The organism is Pseudomonas sp. FG86 (assembly GCF_057808775.1).
The window spans coordinates 12,594-29,952 of the sequence record NZ_JBMDIS010000006.1 but is presented as its reverse complement, the minus strand read 5'-3'; the positions used below and the strand labels follow the sequence as shown (position 1 = coordinate 29,952).

The window sequence follows — 17,359 nt, the reverse complement described above, 5'->3', positions numbered from 1 at the left end:
GCAGCAGGGCGCCAGTCTACAACGCTTCGCCCTCGGTGGGCGCTGTCATCAGACTGACGCACAGCTGTCATGGGCTATTCACCGCCTGGGCGCAAGCTCGCAAAAACAGCGTCGAGGGATGCCCATGACCAGTGCCGAGTTCACCCCGCCCAGCCGTAAGCAGCGCGTGCGTACCCTGTGGATTTCCGATGTGCACCTGGGCACCCGGGATTGCCAGGCCGAACACCTGTCGCAGTTTCTCAAGGGGTACCACGCCGACAAGGTCTACCTGGTCGGCGATATCATCGACGGCTGGAAGCTGCGTGGCGGCATGTATTGGCCCCAGGCCCACACCAATGTGATCCGCCGCTTGCTGACCATGGCCAAGCGCGGCACCGAGGTGATCTACGTCACCGGCAACCACGATGAGTTCCTGCGTCGCTATTCCACGCTGATCCTGGGCAATATCCAACTGGTGGACGAGGCCGTGCATATCACCGCCGATGGCCGGCACTTGCTGGTGATCCATGGCGACCAGTTCGATGTGATCACCCGCTATCACCGTTGGCTGGCGTTCCTCGGCGACTCGGCCTACGAGTTCACGCTGACGTTGAACCGTTGGCTCAATCATTGGCGCGCGCGGTATGGCTACGGCTACTGGTCGCTGTCAGCGTACCTGAAGCACAAGGTGAAAACCGCCGTGAGCTTTATCAGCGACTTTGAAGAAGCCATCGCCCATGAAGTGACCAAGCGTGAACTGCACGGCGTGGTGTGCGGGCATATCCATCACGCGGAAATTCGCAAGGTGGGTGAGGTCGATTACCTCAACTGCGGGGATTGGGTGGAGTCGTGCACGGCGTTGATCGAACACTGGGATGGGCATATCGAGTTGTATCGGTTGGCCGATGCGCAGGCCAAAGAGGCACAGCTCAAGGCCGAGATGATCACCAACTGAAGGCCAACCACAGTCCAGATGTGGGAGGGGGCTTGCCCCCGATAGCGGTGTATCAGTCACCCGATGCAGTGAATGTCACGCCGCAATCGGGGGCAAGCCCCATCCCACATTGTTGACCCGGGTTGTTCAGTTGGACACGTCGGCAATGGCTTCGGCCAGGAGCGTCAGGCGTGTCGCGTCAATACCCGCCACGTTAGCCCGCCCCGAACTGACCATATACACGCTGTGCTTCTCGCGCAGTTGCTTCACCTGCTCGGCACTCAAACCGGTGTAGGAAAACATCCCGCGTTGTGCGCCGATGTGCGCGAACCGCTCCGACAAACCGTGAGGCGCCAACGCCTCCACCAGTCCGCAACGCAACTGCGCGATGCGTGAACGCATGGCTTCGACTTCGCCGCTCCACAGCGTCTTCAGCTCGGCATCGCCGAGGATGGTCGCGACCACCGCCGCCCCATGATCCGGTGGGGTCGACCACAGGTTACGGGCGATGTTCGCTAACTGGCTGCGCACGTCGGTCAGCTTCTCGGCATCCGCCGCACACACAATCAACGCGCCGACACGGTCACTGTACAGGCCGAAGTTCTTCGAACAGGAACTGGTGACCAGCACTTCCGGCAACTCGGCCGCCATTAGCCGTACCGCCCAGGCGTCCTGTTCCAGGCCGTCGCCGAAGCCCTGGTAGGCAAAGTCGATCAACGGCAGCAACCGGCGCTCGCGCACGATTTCCAGCACCTGGCGCCAGTCCGCCTGGGACAGGTCGAAGCCGGTCGGGTTATGGCAGCAGGCGTGCAGCAACACCACATCGCCCTCGGGCACGGTGGACAGGGTGGCGAGCATTGCCGCCACATCCAGCCGGTTGTCCGCCCCCACGTAAGGGTAATGGCTGACCTTGAGCCCGGCCTTGGCGAAGATGGTTTCGTGGATCGGCCAGGTCGGGTTGCTCAGCCATACGCCACGGCCGGGCAGGCTGTGGGCGATAAAGTCGGCGCTCAGGCGCAGGGCGCCGGTGCCGCCTGGGGTCTGGGTGGCGCCGGCACGGCCTTCGCGCAGCAGCGCCGAGTCGGTGCCCAGTACCAGCTCACTGATCAATGTGCCAAAGGCTGCATTGCCGTGGCCGCCGATATAGGTCTTGGTGGTCTGGGTGTCGACCAGGCGCTGTTCCGCGCGTTTCACCGAATGGGGAATCGGCGTCAGGCCCTGGTCGTCCTTGTACACGCCCACGCCCAGGTCGAATTTGTTCGGGTTGGAGTCTTGGGCGTACAGGTCCATCAGCCCGAGAATCGGGTCGCCGGGCACGCGACCAATGGCATCGAAATGCATTACTTGCGGCCCTCGGCGTTCTTGGCCACTTCGTCGGTACGCGCGGCCATGATGAAGTCGTTGCGGTGCAGGCCCTTGATGGAGTGGCTCCACCAGGTCACGGTGACTTTGCCCCATTCGGTGAGCAGGCCTGGGTGATGGCCTTCGGCTTCGGAGATTTCACCCATGGCGTTGGTAAAGGCCAGGGCGAACTTGAAGTTCTTGAACAGGAAGACCTTTTCCAGTTGCATCACGCCATCGCGTACTTCGATATTCCAGTCGGGAATCTGCTTGAGCAGCGCCGGCAGTTCTTCATCGCTGACCTGTGGGGCATCGGCGCGGCAGGCTTCGCAGTGGGCTTGGTTCAAGGTAGTCATGGGGGTGTCCTGAATTCGAGTGTCTGGAAACGGTCGTCAGTGGCGTTACCCTAAAGCAACGCGGGGCCAGGGAACAGACTCACCTGGCCGCAAAACCTGAGGTTCACGCTGCTTTGGGTTTTGGTGGAAATTTCGGGGCGTGCAAGCCTAACTGCATACCGCGCTCAACCATGCCCATGATGTCTTCCTGCGCGACTTCGAACAGGCGCTTGAGGTTGGGCAGGACAAAGTACAGCGGTTGCAGGATATCGATACGATACGGCGTGCGCATTGCCTCCAGTGGGTCGAAGGCTTGGTGCTCAGGCTCGGACGACAGGCTGTACACCGTCTCTTTGGGCGACGACAGAATGCCACCACCGTAGATGCGCCGACCTTCAGGGGTATCCACCAGGCCGAACTCGATGGTCATCCAGTAGAGGCGCGCGAGGTACACCCGTTGCTCCTTGGTGGCTGCCAGGCCGAGCTTGCCGTAGGTGTGGGTGAATTCGGCGAACCAGGGGTTGGTCAGCAGCGGGCAGTGACCAAAGATCTCATGGAAAATATCCGGCTCTTGCAGGTAGTCCAGTTCTTCGCGGGTGCGAATAAAGGTCGCCACGGGAAACTGCTTGTTGGCGAGCAATTCGAAAAAGGTCTGGAAGGGGATCAGCGCCGGTACCCGGGCAACTTGCCAGCCCGTGGTGTCGGCCAGCACCTGGTTGATTTCGCTCAACTGTGGAATGCGGTCCAGGGGCAGGCCGAGCTTGTCGATGCCGTCCAGGTATTCATGGCAGGCGCGACCCTCGATCACTTTCAATTGACGGGTGATCAGAGTGTTCCACACCGCGTGTTCTTCCGGCGGGTAGTGGATAAAACCTTGCGCATCGGGCTCGCGGGCCACGTAGTGCGTCTGCTTCATACGGCTCTCCTGCTAGGCATTCGTTCTTGTTATGTCCTGCGATGACCCTATTGATACCCCGACTGGGGCGCGATTCCACCTGCCGCTCAGGTGTGTTCGTAGGAAAAATTACCGTTTTTCGTAAAGTTTTCGTTACGACCCTGGGTATTCTGGCGTCACCACGCTGTGAAAAGCGCGGCGACTGTCACATAATCTTGACGACTATCTGCGCCCAGCGACAAAAAGACGCAGCGCCTACCGACCTTTCGAGCCTTTCCATGCGTATCAAAGTGCATTGCCAGAACCGCATCGGCATCCTGCGGGACATCCTCAACCTGCTGGTGGAGTACGGCGTCAACGTCGCCAAGGGCGAGGTCGGTGGCGAGCACGGCAATGCCATCTACTTGTACTGCCCGAACCTGGTGAACATGCAGTTCCAGGCATTGCGTCCGCAGTTCGAGGCGATTGCCGGGGTGTTTGGCGTAAAGAGGGTAGGGCTGATGCCCAGCGAGCGCCGGCATATGGAGCTCAATGCGCTGCTTGGTGCCCTGGAGTTTCCGGTGTTGTCCATCGACATGGGCGGCTCCATCGTTGCCGCCAACCGTGCCGCGGCGCAGTTGCTTGGCGTGCGGGTGGACGAGGTGCCGGGGATTCCGCTGTCGCGCTATGCCGAGGATTTCGATTTGCCGGAACTGGTGCGCGCCAGCAAGTCGCGGATCAATGGCCTGCGGGTCAAGGTCAAGGGTGACGTGTTCCTGGCGGATATCGCGCCGCTGCAATCCTCCGAGCACGATGACAGCGAAGCGATGGCGGGCGCCGTGTTGACCCTGCATCGCGCCGATCGCGTCGGTGAGCGCATCTACAACGTGCGCAAGCAAGAGTTGCGTGGCTTCGACAGTATCTTCCAAAGCTCCAAGGTCATGGCTGCCGTGGTCCGCGAAGCGCGGCGCATGGCACCGCTGGATGCGCCGCTATTAATAGAAGGCGAAACCGGCACGGGTAAAGAGTTGCTGGCGCGTGCCTGTCACTTGGCCAGCCCGCGTGGGCAGTCGCCGTTGATGGCGCTCAACTGCGCCGGCCTGCCTGAATCGATGGCCGAGACCGAGCTGTTTGGCTATGGCCCAGGCGCTTTTGAAGGCGCGCGGGCCGAAGGCAAGCTCGGGCTGCTGGAACTGACAGCGGGCGGTACGCTGTTTCTCGATGGTGTCGGGGAAATGAGCGCGCGCTTGCAGGTGAAATTGCTGCGCTTTTTGCAGGACGGCTGCTTTCGGCGTGTCGGCAGCGATGAAGAGGTGTACCTGGATGTGCGGGTGATCTGCGCCACCCAGGTGGATTTGTCCGAGCTGTGCGCCCGTGGTGAATTCCGCCAGGATCTCTACCATCGCCTCAACGTGCTGTCCCTGCATATCCCACCGTTGCGTGAATGCCTTGATGGCCTGGCGCCGTTGGTGGAGCACTTTCTCGACCAGGCCAGCCGCCAGATCGGCTGCCCGCTGCCTAAGCTGGCGCCCGCCGCGATGGAGCGCCTGAGCCACTACCACTGGCCAGGTAACGTGCGGCAGTTGGAAAACGTGTTGTTCCAGGCTGTGTCGTTGTGCGACGGCGGCACGGTCAAGGCCGAGCATATCCGGCTGCCGGACTATGGCGTGCGTCAGCCGCTTGGCGATTTCTCGCTGGAGGGTGGTTTGGAGGCGATCGTCGGACGCTTCGAGAAGGCAGTGCTGGAAAGCCTGTACGCCGAGCACCCTAGCAGTCGACTGCTGGGTAAGCGCTTGGGCGTGTCTCACACCACCATCGCCAATAAATTGCGCGATTACGAAATCCTCAAGGTCGACAAATAACCCGTGTGGGAGGGGGCAACCCCTCCCACATTTAATCCGTGGCGTTGCCGTAAGCGGCATAAGTCCGCCGTTTTTTCGACTCCCACCGGGACGTCATTTATTCACGCCCGCCGCCAAACCCCCGCCCTGCCTGCACTTCTCCCGCTTTTCAAAAGTTGGTTCGCAAATTGCTTAAGCCTCATCAGTACAGCGGTGGGCGGCAAGCGTCCGTCAGAAAGAGGATAGAGCGTGGACAAGTACCTTTATGTGGCAATGACCGGCGCCAGCCAGAATGCTCTGGCGCAGAAGGCCCATGCCAACAATCTGGCGAACATTTCCACCAACGGCTTCCAGCGTGACCTGGAGCAGGCCCGTTCGATGCCGGTGTTCGGTGACAGCTTTCCGGCGCGGGCCTTTGCCATGACCGAGCGGCCAGCCACCGACTTCTCGCCGGGCGCCATGATCGAAACCGGTCGTGACCTGGATGTGGCGGTCAGCGGTGACGGCTGGATGGCGGTGCAAACGCCTGACGGTGGCGAAGCCTACGTGCGCAGCGCCAGCATGAATGTGGATGCGCTGGGCGTGCTGCGGGCCGGCAACGGTATGCCGATCATGGGCAACGGTGGCCCGATTGCCGTGCCGCCCCAGCAGAAAATCGAAGTGGGCGCCGACGGCACCGTCAGCATCCGCGCCATGGGCGAAGGCCCACGGGTGATGGCGGAAGTGGACCGCATCAAGCTGGTCCAGCCGGACCTCAAGAACATGACCAAAGGCCTCGACGGCACCATCCACACCAAGGATGGCCAGCCGGCCCAGGCCGATGCGAGCGTCAAGCTGACCTCGGGCTTCCTGCAAGCGAGCAACGTCAACGCGGTGGAAGAAATGACTGCGGTGCTGGCGCTTTCCAAGCAATTCGAGCTGCACATCAAGATGATGAACAGCGCCAAAGAAGACGACCAGGCCATGACCCGCGTTCTGGCGATGAGCTGATAGCGGCATCACCCACACTAATTTTGCAGCACAGCGCCAACAAACAGGCGCACGAAGGAGAACAGCATGCTTCCGGCTCTATGGGTTGCCAAAACAGGCCTGTCCGCCCAGGACACCAACCTGACCACCATTTCCAACAACCTGGCAAACGTGTCGACCACGGGCTTCAAGCGTGATCGCGCCGAGTTCCAGGACCTGCTCTACCAGATCAAGAAGCAGCCTGGCGCCCAGTCGACCCAGGACAGCGAACTGCCGTCGGGCCTGCAACTGGGTACCGGTGTGCAGATCGTCGGCACCCAAAAGAACTTCAGCGCCGGTAACTTGCAGCAAACCGGCCAGCCGCTGGACATGGCGATCAACGGCAAAGGGTTTTTCCAGATCCTGCAGCCGGACGGCACCACCACCTACACCCGAGACGGCACGTTCCACCTGGACGCCAATGGCCAGGTCGTCACCGCCAACGGTTTTGCCCTGGAACCGGCGATTGTCGTGCCCGCCAACGCCCAAACATTCACCGTCGGTAACGACGGCACCGTGTCCATTACGGTGGCGGGTAACCCGGCGTCGCAAGTGATCGGCAACCTGCAAACCGCCGACTTCATCAACCCGGCCGGCCTGCAAGCCATTGGTAACAACCTGTTCCTGGAAACCGCCTCCAGCGGCGCGCCGCAAATCGGCACCCCTGGCCTGAACGGTTTCGGCACCACGCTGCAAAGCACCCTGGAAACCTCCAACGTCAGCACGGTTGAAGAGATGGTCAACATGATCACCACTCAGCGCGCCTACGAGATGAACTCCAAGGTGATTTCCACCGCTGACCAGATGCTTTCGTTCGTTACGCAGAATCTGTAATCAAGTCTATGGGGCGCTCCTGAGAGCGCCTGCAACACCGTGAGGTTAGGGTCATGAATCGCTATGTTTCCGTTCTGGCATTGAGTGGGATTGCCGTGCTCGCGGGCTGTGTCGCCCCGACGCCAAAACCCAATGACCCGTACTACGCGCCGGTGTTGCCACGCACGCCGCTGCCGGCTGCGGCCAATAATGGCTCGATCTACCAGGCCGGTTTCGAACAGAACCTGTACAGCGACCGCAAGGCGTTCCGGGTCGGTGACATCATCACCATCACCCTCAACGAGAAGACCACGGCCAGCAAGAATGCCAACTCGCAGGTGGGCAAGACCAGCAAGACCGGCATTGGCCTGACCTCGTTGTTTGGTGCTGTACCGAACACCAATAACCCCCTGGGCAGCGGTGACTTGAGCCTGAGCGCAGGCTACAGCGGTGACCGCGCCACCAACGGCAAGAGTTCGGCGGGGCAGGGCAACAGCCTGACCGGTTCGATCACCGTGACCGTGGCCGATGTATTGCCCAACGGCATCATCGCCGTACGCGGTGAAAAGTGGATGACCCTCAACACCGGCGACGAGCTGGTGCGCATTGCCGGCATGGTCCGCGCCGATGATATTTCCACCGACAACACCGTGCCGTCGACACGGATTGCCGATGCGCGCATTACCTACTCGGGTACGGGTTCGTTTGCTGATGCGAGTCAGCCGGGCTGGTTCGACCGTTTCTTCCTTAGCCCGCTGTTCCCTTTCTAGGTGGCCACTTTGAACGTCAAACAGCTGATGGCAGCGGCACTGTTGTTATGCCTGAGCGCAGTCGCCCAGGCCGAGCGCCTGAAAGACATCGCCAGCATTTCCGGCGTGCGTTCCAACCAGTTGATCGGCTACGGCCTGGTGGTGGGGCTCAATGGTACGGGTGACCAGACCACCCAGACCCCATTCACCCTGCAGACCTTCAACAACATGCTCTCGCAGTTCGGCATCAAGGTGCCGGCGGGTTCGGGCAACGTGCAGTTGAAAAACGTCGCGGCGGTGTCGATCAGCGCCGACTTGCCGGCGTTCTCCAAGCCAGGCCAGGTGGTGGACATCACCGTGTCGTCCATCGGTAACTCGAAAAGCCTGCGGGGCGGCACCTTGCTGATGACCCCCCTCAAGGGTATCGACGGCAACGTCTACGCCATCGCCCAGGGCAACCTGGTGGTTGGCGGTTTCGACGCCGAGGGGCGTGATGGTTCGAAGATTACGGTGAACGTGCCATCGGCCGGTCGCATCCCCGGCGGCGCCACGGTTGAGCGCACCGTGCCCAGTGGTTTCAACCAGGGCAACAGCCTGACCTTGAACCTCAACCGTTCCGACTTCACCACCGCCAAGCGCGTGGTCGACAAGATCAACGACATGCTTGGCCCTGGCGTCGCCCAGGCGATCGATGGCGGTTCGATTCGTGTCACTGCGCCGCTCGATCCGAGCCAGCGCGTCGACTACCTGTCGATCCTGGAAAACCTTGAGGTCGACCCAGGCCAGGCCGTGGCCAAGGTCATCATCAACTCGCGCACCGGTACGATTGTGATCGGCCAGAACGTCAAGGTCTCGCCAGCGGCCGTGACCCACGGCAGCCTCACTGTGACCATCACCGAAGACCCCATCGTCAGCCAGCCTGGGCCGCTGTCCAACGGCCAGACCGCCGTGGTGCCGCGCTCCCGTGTCAACGCTCAGCAAGAAGCCAAGCCTATGTTCAAGTTCGGCCCTGGTACGACCCTGGATGAGATTGTCCGCGCGGTGAACCAGGTGGGCGCAGCGCCCGGCGACTTGATGGCGATCCTCGAAGCTTTGAAACAGGCCGGCGCCTTGCAAGCCGACCTGATCGTGATCTGAGGCCATGGCCATGGATATGCGCAAAAGCGGGCTGACCAGCACGGCGGACTCGGGCTCTTACTCCGACCTGAACCGGCTTAACCAGCTCAAGGTCGGTGCTGACAAGAACAGCGAAGGCAACATGCGCAAGGTGGCGCAGGAGTTCGAGTCGTTGTTCTTGAGCGAGATGCTCAAGTCCATGCGCTCGGCCACCGAGGCCCTGGGCAAGGACAACCCGCTGAACACTCCGGCCGCCAAGCAATACCAGGAAATGTACGACCAGCAGTTGGCGGTCTCGATGTCCCGCGAAGGTGGCGGTATCGGCCTGGCCGACGTGCTGATGCGCCAGATGCAGAAGAACAAACCGGTGGACGCCCAGGCGGCCACCTTGCAGGGGCCGGCGGCGGCAGACGTGGCGAAGAAGGTCGATGTGCCGACGGAAATCGCCGCTGGCACCAAGGCCGATGGCCCGCTGGGTCGCTCCAATGGCCAGCGTCCGCTGTGGGCGTACCGCGTGGCGGTGCCCGAGGGCGCCAGCGCCCACGCCAACGATATGGCGCTGATGAACCAGCGTCGTATTGCCCTGCCAAGCAAGCTGACCGACCGCTTGCTCGCTGGCATTGTGCCGACCGCGCCGGTCGCGATCGATGCTAAAAACGCACCGCTGCGTAACAGTGCCGCCGACGACAGCGTGGTCAACAGCACTGCGCGCACGTTTGCCGTACCGAGCGGACGCATGCAGGTCTACGGTCGCGCCGTGGCCCAGCCACCGTTGGCGCCGGCGAAGAAAGCCTTCAGTTCCCAGGATGAATTCGTCGCCACCATGTTGCCGATGGCCAAGGCCGCGGCAGCACGTATCGGCGTCGATCCAAAGTACTTGGTGGCCCAGGCCGCCCTGGAAACTGGCTGGGGCAAATCGGTGATGCGCGCCGAGGACGGCAGCAGCAGCCACAACCTGTTCGGCATCAAGGCCGGCAAGAGTTGGCAGGGCGGCCAGGCCCGCGCGATCACCAGCGAGTTTCGTGATGGGGCGATGGTCAAGGAGACGGCGCAGTTCCGTTCCTACGACTCCTACCAGGACAGCTTCCATGACCTGGTGACGTTGCTGCAAAGCAATGATCGCTATAAAGAAGTTGTGAAATCGGCCGATAACCCCGAACAGTTTGTACGCGAGTTGCAAAAAGCCGGATACGCAACCGACCCGGCCTATGCCAGCAAGATTTCGCAGATCGCCAAAACGATGGACAGTTACCAGAATTACGCTGCCGCTGGCGCGACCACTCATTTATAAGGTCTGAACCACCATGAGTTTGCTCAATATCGGGATGTCGGGGCTTAACGCCGCTCAAGGATCGTTGTCGGTCTTGAGTAACAACATCGCCAACGCCAACACCTCGGGCTATTCGCGTCAGCAGACCACCCAGAACGCGAACGCGTCGAACCCCTACGGCGGCGTATACATCGGTAGCGGCACCACCCTGGCCGATGTGCGCCGGGTATATAACGAATTCCTGGACGCGGCTTACCAGAACAGCACGGCACTCAATAACGATGCCAAGGCTTATTCGAGCCAGGCGAGCGCCATCGACAAGACCTTGTCGGACAAGACCACCGGCATGTCCTCGGTGCTGGGGGCGTTCTTCTCCGCCGTGCAGACCGCCGCTTCCAACCCCAGCGACGTTTCTGCCCGACAAGTGCTGTTGACCAGCGCCCAGACCCTGAGCAACCGTTTCAACGCGATCTCCGGCCAGCTCAACCAGCAGAAAGAATCGATCAACGGCCAGTTGGGCACCATGAGCGATCAGGTCAACCAATTGACCTCGTCGATCGCCTCGCTCAACAAGCAGATCACCCAGGCCCAAGGCTCAACCACCACGGCGCCGGCCAACCTGCTGGATGCGCGTAACGAAGCGGTACGTTCGCTCAATGAGTTGGTGGGGGTCACCGCCAGCGAAAAGAACGGGATATTCAGCGTCAGTACCGGCACCGGGCAGTCCCTGGTGTTGGGCGACCAGTCCAGCACCATTTCGGCAGTGCCGAGCCAAAACGACCCGAGCCAGTACACCATCCAGCTCAATGCGGGTGGCGGAACCTCGATCGACCTGGGCAATGTGCTCAGTGGCGGTAGCATCGGTGGCCTGTTGCGTTATCGCAGTGACGCCTTGATGCCGGCCATCAATGATTTGGGGCGTATCGCCATCGCCACCGCCGATACCGTCAACAGCCAGCTCGGCCAAGGCCTGGACTTGAACGGCGACTTCGGCGTGTCCCTGTTCAAGGACGTCAACAGCGCTGTCGCCATCTCGCAGCGCAGCCAAGGCGCGGCGGGCAACAGCGCCGGTTCCGGTAACCTGAATGTCAGCATCAGCGACACCAGCAAGCTGTCGACCTACGACTATAAAGTCACCTTCAGCAGTGGCAATAACTACACGGTGACGCGTTCCGACGGCAAGGCCATGGGCGCGTTTGACACCACCACCACGCCGCCGCCGGTGATTGATGGTTTTACCCTGGCCCTGGACGGCAAAGGCCCGGTGGCCGCGGGTGACACCTTCAAGGTCAGCCCGACCGCCAACGGTGCCACCGGTATCGGTACCCAACTGACCGACGCCAATAAAATCGCATTCGCCGGGCCTTTGCTGGGCGAGGGCAGCAAGACCAACCAGGGCACTGGCACCTTTACCCCGCCGAGCCTGACGGTGCCTATCGACATCGATGGCGGCGCGGCGACCGCTCAGCTGCGTACCGGGATTGAACACTCGATGCCGGTCAAGATGGTATTCGGCAAGCCGGCCACCGACGGCACTCAGCCGTACACGCTCAACGATGCCCAGGGTAACCCGATCGGTACCGGCACCATCGTTCCAGGCCAAGGCAACAAGATTACGGTCGCCGTACCGATGCGCGATGCCAGCGGGACCTTGCTCACCCCGGCACAGAGCTTCAGTTTCGATACTACGGTCGGCGGCTCGCCCGCCGATGGTGACAGCACCTCGTTCTCGTTCAACGCCGCGGGCCGCTCGGATAACCGCAATGCCCTGGCATTGCTGGAGCTGCAAACCAAGGCCTCGGTCGGCCTGGCCGATGGCAGTGGCGGTGGTGTGAGCCTGGTGACGGCCAACAGCCGCCTGGTCTCGACCGTGGGTGCCAAGGCCGCTTCGGCCATTACCGACACCACGGCAACCGGCGCATTGCTCAAGGCCAACCAGGATGCGCGCAACTCGGTGTCCCAGGTCAACCTGGATGAAGAAGCGGGCGACATGATCAAGTTCCAGCAGTACTACACGGCGTCGTCGCAGATCATCAAGGCTGCGCAAGAAACCTTCAGTACATTGATCAATAGTCTTTAAGGGAGTCTGGGACGATGCGTATTTCTACTGCTCAATATTTCGAAACCAGTTCCGCCAAGTATTCGGACAACTATTCCAGCGTGGTGAAGGCTCAGGACCAGGCCAGTTCCGGTGTGCGTGTGCAAACCGCCGGGGATGATCCGGTCGCCGCCGCGCGCTTGCTGTTGCTGCAACAGCAGAAAGACATGCTGGGCCAGTTCAACGGCAATATCACCAGCCTGAAAAACTCCCTGACCAACGAAGAAAGCGTGCTCGGCTCGATCAACGATGCCTTGCAGCGCGCCACTCAGTTGGCCCTGCGTGCCGGTGGTTCGTTGAGCGACGCCGACCGTCGCTCGGTTGCCAGTGAAGTGGGGGCGATCGAGGATCAGGTCCTGGGCTTGCTCAACAGCAAGGACTCTTCCGGCAACTACCTGTTTTCCGGTTCCAAGACCCAGACCCCGCCCTACAGCCGTAACAATGACGGCACCTACAGCTATCAGGGCGACGAAACGCCGCTGAGCCTGCAAGTGTCGAATACGTTGACGGTCAACGCTGGCGATACCGGCAAGACGGTTCTGGAGGGCGCTGCCAACTCCAGCCGCACCCAGGCCACGTGGCTTGCACCTGTGCCCCAGACGGTGCCGCCGACGGTCAATGACAACAAGGTTGCGCTGTCGGCCGGGCTGGTGACGTCGAGCTCCGACTACGCCAGTAAGTTCGCCGACGGCGAGCCGTACAAGCTGACCTTTACCAGCAGCACCCAATACAAGGTGTCCGATAAGAACGGCACTGACGTGACTTCGGAGATTGCCGGCAACGGTACCTTCGACGCCACCAAGGAAGGCAGCACCAGCGTGGCGCTGCGTGGGGTGAAGTTCGACATCACCATGAACCTCGGCGACGTTGCCCCGGGCGCCAACTCCGATGCGCTGGTCAAGGATCGCTCGTTCAGCCTGGAAGCCAAGCCGGATACCTTCAGTATCTCGCGCACGCCGAGCAACGCGTCCACGGCACAATTGAACAATGCCACCGTGTCCAACCAGGCGGGCTATGCCAGCACGTTCCCGACCAACAGCGGTGCGTTGATCAAGTTCACCAGCGCCACCGCCTATGAGATGTATACCCAGCCCTACACCGCCAATAGCAAGCCCATTGCCACCGGTGATACCGGCGGCGGGACAACCTTGACCGCGGCCGGGGTGACCTTTGACATCAGCGGCGGGACGCCGCAGGCGGGCGATCAGTTTTCCGTGGGGGCCAACACCCAGAAAACCCAGAATGCGCTGGACACCCTTGGCCAATTGCGCAAGGCGCTGGAGCTGCCCGCCGACGGCAAACCGGCGGCGACCGTCAAGCTCAAGGACGTGTTGGATGCTTCCATCGCCAACCTGGCCAATTCAATGTCGCAGATCACCAACGTGCGGGGTTCCATCGGTGCGCGGGGCAATGCCCTGGACATCCAGTCTGACGAAAACACTAGTATCGGCCTGGCCAACACCAGCACCATGAGTGACCTGGCCAACATCGATATGGGCGAGGCGGCGATCAATCTGACGCTGCAGCAAACCATGTTGCAGGCCTCGCAATTGGCGTTCGTCAAAATCTCCCAGTTGAGCCTGTTCAACAAGATGTAAGCGGCGTCTAGCCAAGCGGCCCGCTCTGGAAACAGGGCGGGCCGTTTTCGTTTCTGGGGTTTAATTGTTTGAAGGTTTTGCACAAAGCACACACAATTGAGTGACCTGTGAGTCATAAAGCGCATCTTCACTGTATCGTGTGAAAAGGATAAGTCGTCACAGGGTCCTTGCGGGGCGGCTTTCAGCGAGATTTTTATGGGGTTATCCCCTTTATTGTCCAGCACTCCAGGCGTCGTCCGAGGGGTGTTCTCCAGCTATTTAGTATTGGGAAGCCACAATGATTGGCATAAAAAGCATCGCCAGTTACGTGCCGGCAGACGGGATCGATAACTACGCCCAGGGTGCCAAATTCGCCAAGGATGAAGAGTTCATCATTGGCAAGATCGGGTCGGCGTTTCTGCCGCGCAAGGAAGCTGCGCAGGAAACCTCCGACCTGTGTGTCGAGGCGGTCAACGCTTTGTTTGCCAACAACCCGGATTTGAAGCGCGAGTCGATCGACGCACTGATCGTCGTCACCCAGAACGGCGACGAAGAGGGTTTGCCCCACACCGCCGCCATCGTCCAGGACAAGCTGGGCCTGCCGACCCACGTGGCGGCCTTCGATATTTCCCTGGGCTGCTCGGGCTACGTCTACGGTATCTACGCAATGAAAGGCTTCATGGAAGCCACCGGCCTGAAAAACGGCCTGCTGGTCACCGCCGATCCGTACTCCAAGATTGTCGACCCGGAAGACCGCAACACCACCATGCTGTTCGGCGATGCCGCCACTGCCACGTGGATGGGCGAAGACGCGTCGTGGTTGCTGGGCAAGGCGAAGTTCGGCACCGACGGTTCCGGCGCGCCGCACCTGAAGGTCAGTGATGGCGTGTTCTTCATGAACGGCCGCCAGGTGTTCAACTTCGCATTGCTCAAGGTGCCGGCACACCTGCATGAACTGCTCGATGAATCGCAGCTCAAGGCCGACGACATCGATGCGTTCTGCATTCACCAGGGCAGTGCGGCGATTGTCGATGCCGTGGCGCGGCGTTTCGAGGATGCTCCGGTGGACAAGTTCATCAAGGATATGGTCGAGACCGGCAATACCGTGTCGTCGAGTATTCCATTGCTGCTGGAGAAGCACGTGATGGACGCTACCTGGAAGCGTGTGGCCATCAGCGGTTTTGGCGTGGGCCTGTCGTGGGGCTCGGCGATTCTGCATCGTCCGTGACGCGTCGGTAGACTGAGTTCGCCGCAAAAGCAAACGCCGATGATCGAAAGATCATCGGCGTTTTTTATTTGGCGCCAAAAAAACCAGAAAATCCGGTGGGGGAAGTCAGCCTAAAGCCTTGAATTACAAGGGATGGCACGAGGCCAGTAAAAAAAATAAAAAAAAGGCTCAAGCAACCGCCTACCACGACGATAACTATTACGTAGGTTCTCAGGCCACACCCGGCGGTTGCCAGGGCCGGAAGCCGCAGTATCCATCCAACGAGGATTTCGTCATGGCTTTAACAGTAAACACCAACATTGCTTCGATCACTACTCAGGGCAACCTGAACAAAGCAGGCGGCTCCCTGGCCAACTCCATGCAGCGCCTGTCTTCCGGCCTGCGTATCAACAGCGCTAAAGACGATGCTGCCGGCTTGGGTATTGCTACCCGTATGACCAGCCAAATCAACGGCCTGGGCCAAGCAGTGAAGAACGCCAACGATGGTATCTCCATCGCGCAAACCGCTGAAGGCGCAATGCAGGCTTCGACCGACATTCTGCAAAAAATGCGTACCCTGGCTCTGTCTTCGGCTACTGGCTCCCTGAGCACCGACGACCGTAAGTCGAACAACGACGAATACCAGGCTCTGACTTCGGAACTGACCCGTATCTCGCAAACCACCACTTTCGGTGGCCAGAAACTGCTGGACGGCTCGTACGGTACCAAAGCTATCCAGGTTGGCGCCAACGCTAACGAAACCATCAACGTAAGCCTGGACAACGTTGCTGCCAACAACATCGGTTCGCAGCAGATCAACAGCCTGGGCATCACCCCTGGTGCTGGTGTTGCTGGTGGCGCAATCGCTGTGACTGGTAACGGTCAGTCTACCAGCGTAACCGTAGCTGCCGCTGCTTCCGCTAAAACCATCGCTGCCCAACTGAGTGGCGCCGTCGGTGGCCTGAGCGCTACTGCCAGCACTGAAGCTCAGTTCGTTGTCGGCGCGGGTGCTGCTGCTGCTCCGGCTTCGTTCACCATGACCGTTGGCGGCCAAGCCACCACGTTCGTCGGTGTGAAAGATACCGCCAGCCTGGCTGACCAACTGAAGTCGAACTCCGCCAAACTGGGTATCAGCGTTAACTACGATGAATCCAAAGGCACTCTGTCGGTTAAATCCGACACCGGTGAGAACCTGGCCTTCAGCGCTTCGACCGCTGCCGGTACCATCACTGTTGCGACCAAAGACGGTTCCGGTACCTACGGTACTGCTACTGCCCTGGCTGACGGCATCATCGCTACCGGTGCTGTGAACATGAACTCCTCCAAGGGTTACTCCCTGGAAGGTGCTGGTGTGACCGGTCTCTTCGGCGCCGCTACTTCGGCCGCTTCGGCCAAGGTTGCGGTTTCGCAGACTGACGTGACTGACGCCACCAAGGCCCAGAACGCAGTGTCCGTAATCGACCAGGCTATCGCTACCATCTCCAGCTCCCGTTCGGGTCTGGGTGCGGTTCAGAACCGTCTGACCAGCACTGTGGATAACCTGACCAACATCCAGAAAAACACCACCGCTGCCCGTAGTACTGTTCAGGACGTCGACTTCGCTTCCGAAGCCGCTGAACTGACCAAGCAGCAAACCCTGCAGTCGGCTTCCACCGCGATCCTGTCGCAGGCTAACCAACTGCCATCCGCTGTACTGAAGCTGCTTCAGTAATCACAGCGCTGGGTAAATGACGGGAGGGCGCGTTTACGTGCCCTTTCGTCTTTTCCAATCAGAGGAGATTGGGCATGGACATGAATGTAAAACTGAACTTGTCTTATCCGCTACAGGCCCCTCAAGGCACTGTGGCACCTGTGGTTGCTGACAAAGATAAGACTAAGGTTGAGCCGGCCGCGCCAGCCACCGGTAAGTCCCAAAAGGACGATCTGGAAAAAGCGGTCACCGATATTAAAGAATTTGTACAAGCGGCCCAGCGCAATCTGGATTTTTCCATTGACGCTTCCACCCATAGGGTTGTGGTCAAGGTCATCGCCACCGACACCGGTGAAGTGATCCGCCAGATTCCCTCGGAAACGGCCTTGAAGCTGGCACAAAGCCTGTCCAGCGCCAGTCATGTGTTGTTTGACGACAAGGCTTGAGCTGGCATGAAACTTGTTGCTGTTACGGCTTGAAGTGTTGTTCGTCAAGATAACGGCAGCCACCGTAAAAGGAGAAAGATG

The 17,359-nt window shown here is 60.3% G+C and carries 15 protein-coding genes; 12 read left to right on the top strand and 3 right to left on the bottom strand.

The annotated features are described in order from the left end of the window. Positions 1–124: 124 nt before the first annotated feature. On the top strand, positions 125–934 hold the full coding sequence (locus ACODSV_RS05720) for a UDP-2,3-diacylglucosamine diphosphatase (RefSeq protein WP_150054291.1): 810 nt from the start codon (positions 125–127) through the stop codon (positions 932–934). A gap of 126 nt (positions 935–1,060) precedes the next feature. On the opposite strand, the gene ACODSV_RS05715 is transcribed toward ACODSV_RS05720, so the two are convergent. The 3 genes from ACODSV_RS05715 to phhA form a co-directional block, all read right to left on the bottom strand. Next, positions 1,061–2,254, bottom strand: coding sequence for an amino acid aminotransferase (locus tag ACODSV_RS05715; protein ID WP_102624214.1), 1,194 nt, complete (start codon positions 2,252–2,254; stop codon positions 1,061–1,063). Beyond that, the gene (locus ACODSV_RS05710) at positions 2,254–2,610 is read right to left on the bottom strand and encodes a 4a-hydroxytetrahydrobiopterin dehydratase (RefSeq protein ID WP_069076748.1); all 357 of its coding nucleotides are present in this window, start codon (positions 2,608–2,610) and stop codon (positions 2,254–2,256) included. The genes ACODSV_RS05715 and ACODSV_RS05710 overlap by 1 nt, the downstream gene beginning before the upstream one ends. Positions 2,611–2,713: 103 nt before the next feature. After that, positions 2,714–3,505: a phenylalanine 4-monooxygenase gene (gene phhA, locus ACODSV_RS05705; protein ID WP_150054333.1), complete on the bottom strand. Its 792-nt coding sequence runs from the start codon at positions 3,503–3,505 to the stop codon at positions 2,714–2,716. Between the two features lie 257 nt (positions 3,506–3,762). On the opposite strand from phhA, the gene ACODSV_RS05700 reads away from it, so the two are divergent. The 11 genes from ACODSV_RS05700 to ACODSV_RS05650 all read left to right on the top strand — a co-directional run bounded on the left by ACODSV_RS05700 (position 3,763) and on the right by ACODSV_RS05650 (position 17,278). Further along, complete coding sequence (locus ACODSV_RS05700) at positions 3,763–5,325, top strand: sigma-54-dependent transcriptional regulator (RefSeq protein WP_069076747.1); 1,563 nt, start codon at positions 3,763–3,765, stop codon at positions 5,323–5,325. Positions 5,326–5,553: 228 nt separating this feature from the next. Continuing rightward, positions 5,554–6,294, top strand: coding sequence for a flagellar basal body rod protein FlgF (locus ACODSV_RS05695; protein WP_024076731.1), 741 nt, complete (start codon positions 5,554–5,556; stop codon positions 6,292–6,294). Positions 6,295–6,360: 66 nt separating this feature from the next. After that, positions 6,361–7,146, top strand: a complete 786-nt coding sequence (gene flgG / locus ACODSV_RS05690) for a flagellar basal-body rod protein FlgG (protein WP_024076730.1) — start codon at positions 6,361–6,363, stop codon at positions 7,144–7,146. A gap of 53 nt (positions 7,147–7,199) precedes the next feature. Next, positions 7,200–7,895 (top strand): flagellar basal body L-ring protein FlgH, encoded by a 696-nt coding sequence (gene flgH, locus ACODSV_RS05685; protein ID WP_024076729.1) that lies wholly within the window; start codon positions 7,200–7,202, stop codon positions 7,893–7,895. 27 nt (positions 7,896–7,922) lie between these two features. Then, entirely contained in the window at positions 7,923–9,011 is a 1,089-nt protein-coding gene (locus ACODSV_RS05680; RefSeq protein ID WP_162163609.1) for a flagellar basal body P-ring protein FlgI, read from the top strand. A 4-nt stretch (positions 9,012–9,015) separates the two neighbouring features. Then, positions 9,016–10,281, top strand: coding sequence for a flagellar assembly peptidoglycan hydrolase FlgJ (flgJ, locus tag ACODSV_RS05675; protein WP_150054332.1), 1,266 nt, complete (start codon positions 9,016–9,018; stop codon positions 10,279–10,281). A gap of 13 nt (positions 10,282–10,294) precedes the next feature. Then, positions 10,295–12,340 carry a flagellar hook-associated protein FlgK gene (flgK, locus tag ACODSV_RS05670; protein WP_150054331.1) on the top strand — a complete coding sequence of 682 codons (2,046 nt, stop codon included), beginning with the start codon at positions 10,295–10,297 and terminating at the stop codon, positions 12,338–12,340. Positions 12,341–12,354: 14 nt separating this feature from the next. Next, positions 12,355–13,956, top strand: a complete 1,602-nt coding sequence (locus ACODSV_RS05665; RefSeq protein ID WP_150095260.1) for a flagellar hook-associated protein 3 — start codon at positions 12,355–12,357, stop codon at positions 13,954–13,956. A 277-nt stretch (positions 13,957–14,233) separates the two neighbouring features. Then, positions 14,234–15,163 carry a ketoacyl-ACP synthase III gene (locus tag ACODSV_RS05660; RefSeq protein ID WP_024076724.1) on the top strand — a complete coding sequence of 310 codons (930 nt, stop codon included), beginning with the start codon at positions 14,234–14,236 and terminating at the stop codon, positions 15,161–15,163. 274 nt (positions 15,164–15,437) lie between these two features. After that, complete coding sequence (locus ACODSV_RS05655; protein WP_150054329.1) at positions 15,438–16,853, top strand: flagellin N-terminal helical domain-containing protein; 1,416 nt, start codon at positions 15,438–15,440, stop codon at positions 16,851–16,853. A gap of 74 nt (positions 16,854–16,927) precedes the next feature. Continuing rightward, positions 16,928–17,278 (top strand): flagellar protein FlaG, encoded by a 351-nt coding sequence (locus ACODSV_RS05650; RefSeq protein WP_024076722.1) that lies wholly within the window; start codon positions 16,928–16,930, stop codon positions 17,276–17,278. The last annotated feature ends 81 nt before the right edge of the window (positions 17,279–17,359 follow it).

Bases quoted from the DNA above. Each gene is read 5' to 3' on its own strand.
- phhA (WP_150054333.1), bottom strand. From the start codon at position 3,505: ATGAAGCAGACGCACTACGTGGCCCGCGAGCCCGATGCGCAAGGTTTT.
- ACODSV_RS05715 (WP_102624214.1), bottom strand. From the start codon at position 2,254: ATGCATTTCGATGCCATTGGTCGCGTGCCCGGCGACCCGATTCTCGGG.
- flgG (WP_024076730.1), top strand. From the start codon at position 6,361: ATGCTTCCGGCTCTATGGGTTGCCAAAACAGGCCTGTCCGCCCAGGAC.
- ACODSV_RS05700 (WP_069076747.1), top strand. From the start codon at position 3,763: ATGCGTATCAAAGTGCATTGCCAGAACCGCATCGGCATCCTGCGGGAC.
- ACODSV_RS05720 (WP_150054291.1), top strand. From the start codon at position 125: ATGACCAGTGCCGAGTTCACCCCGCCCAGCCGTAAGCAGCGCGTGCGT.
- ACODSV_RS05660 (WP_024076724.1), top strand. From the start codon at position 14,234: ATGATTGGCATAAAAAGCATCGCCAGTTACGTGCCGGCAGACGGGATC.
- flgJ (WP_150054332.1), top strand. From the start codon at position 9,016: ATGGCCATGGATATGCGCAAAAGCGGGCTGACCAGCACGGCGGACTCG.
- ACODSV_RS05665 (WP_150095260.1), top strand. From the start codon at position 12,355: ATGCGTATTTCTACTGCTCAATATTTCGAAACCAGTTCCGCCAAGTAT.
- ACODSV_RS05710 (WP_069076748.1), bottom strand. From the start codon at position 2,610: ATGACTACCTTGAACCAAGCCCACTGCGAAGCCTGCCGCGCCGATGCC.
- ACODSV_RS05680 (WP_162163609.1), top strand. From the start codon at position 7,923: ATGGCAGCGGCACTGTTGTTATGCCTGAGCGCAGTCGCCCAGGCCGAG.
- flgH (WP_024076729.1), top strand. From the start codon at position 7,200: ATGAATCGCTATGTTTCCGTTCTGGCATTGAGTGGGATTGCCGTGCTC.
- ACODSV_RS05650 (WP_024076722.1), top strand. From the start codon at position 16,928: ATGGACATGAATGTAAAACTGAACTTGTCTTATCCGCTACAGGCCCCT.
- flgK (WP_150054331.1), top strand. From the start codon at position 10,295: ATGAGTTTGCTCAATATCGGGATGTCGGGGCTTAACGCCGCTCAAGGA.
- ACODSV_RS05655 (WP_150054329.1), top strand. From the start codon at position 15,438: ATGGCTTTAACAGTAAACACCAACATTGCTTCGATCACTACTCAGGGC.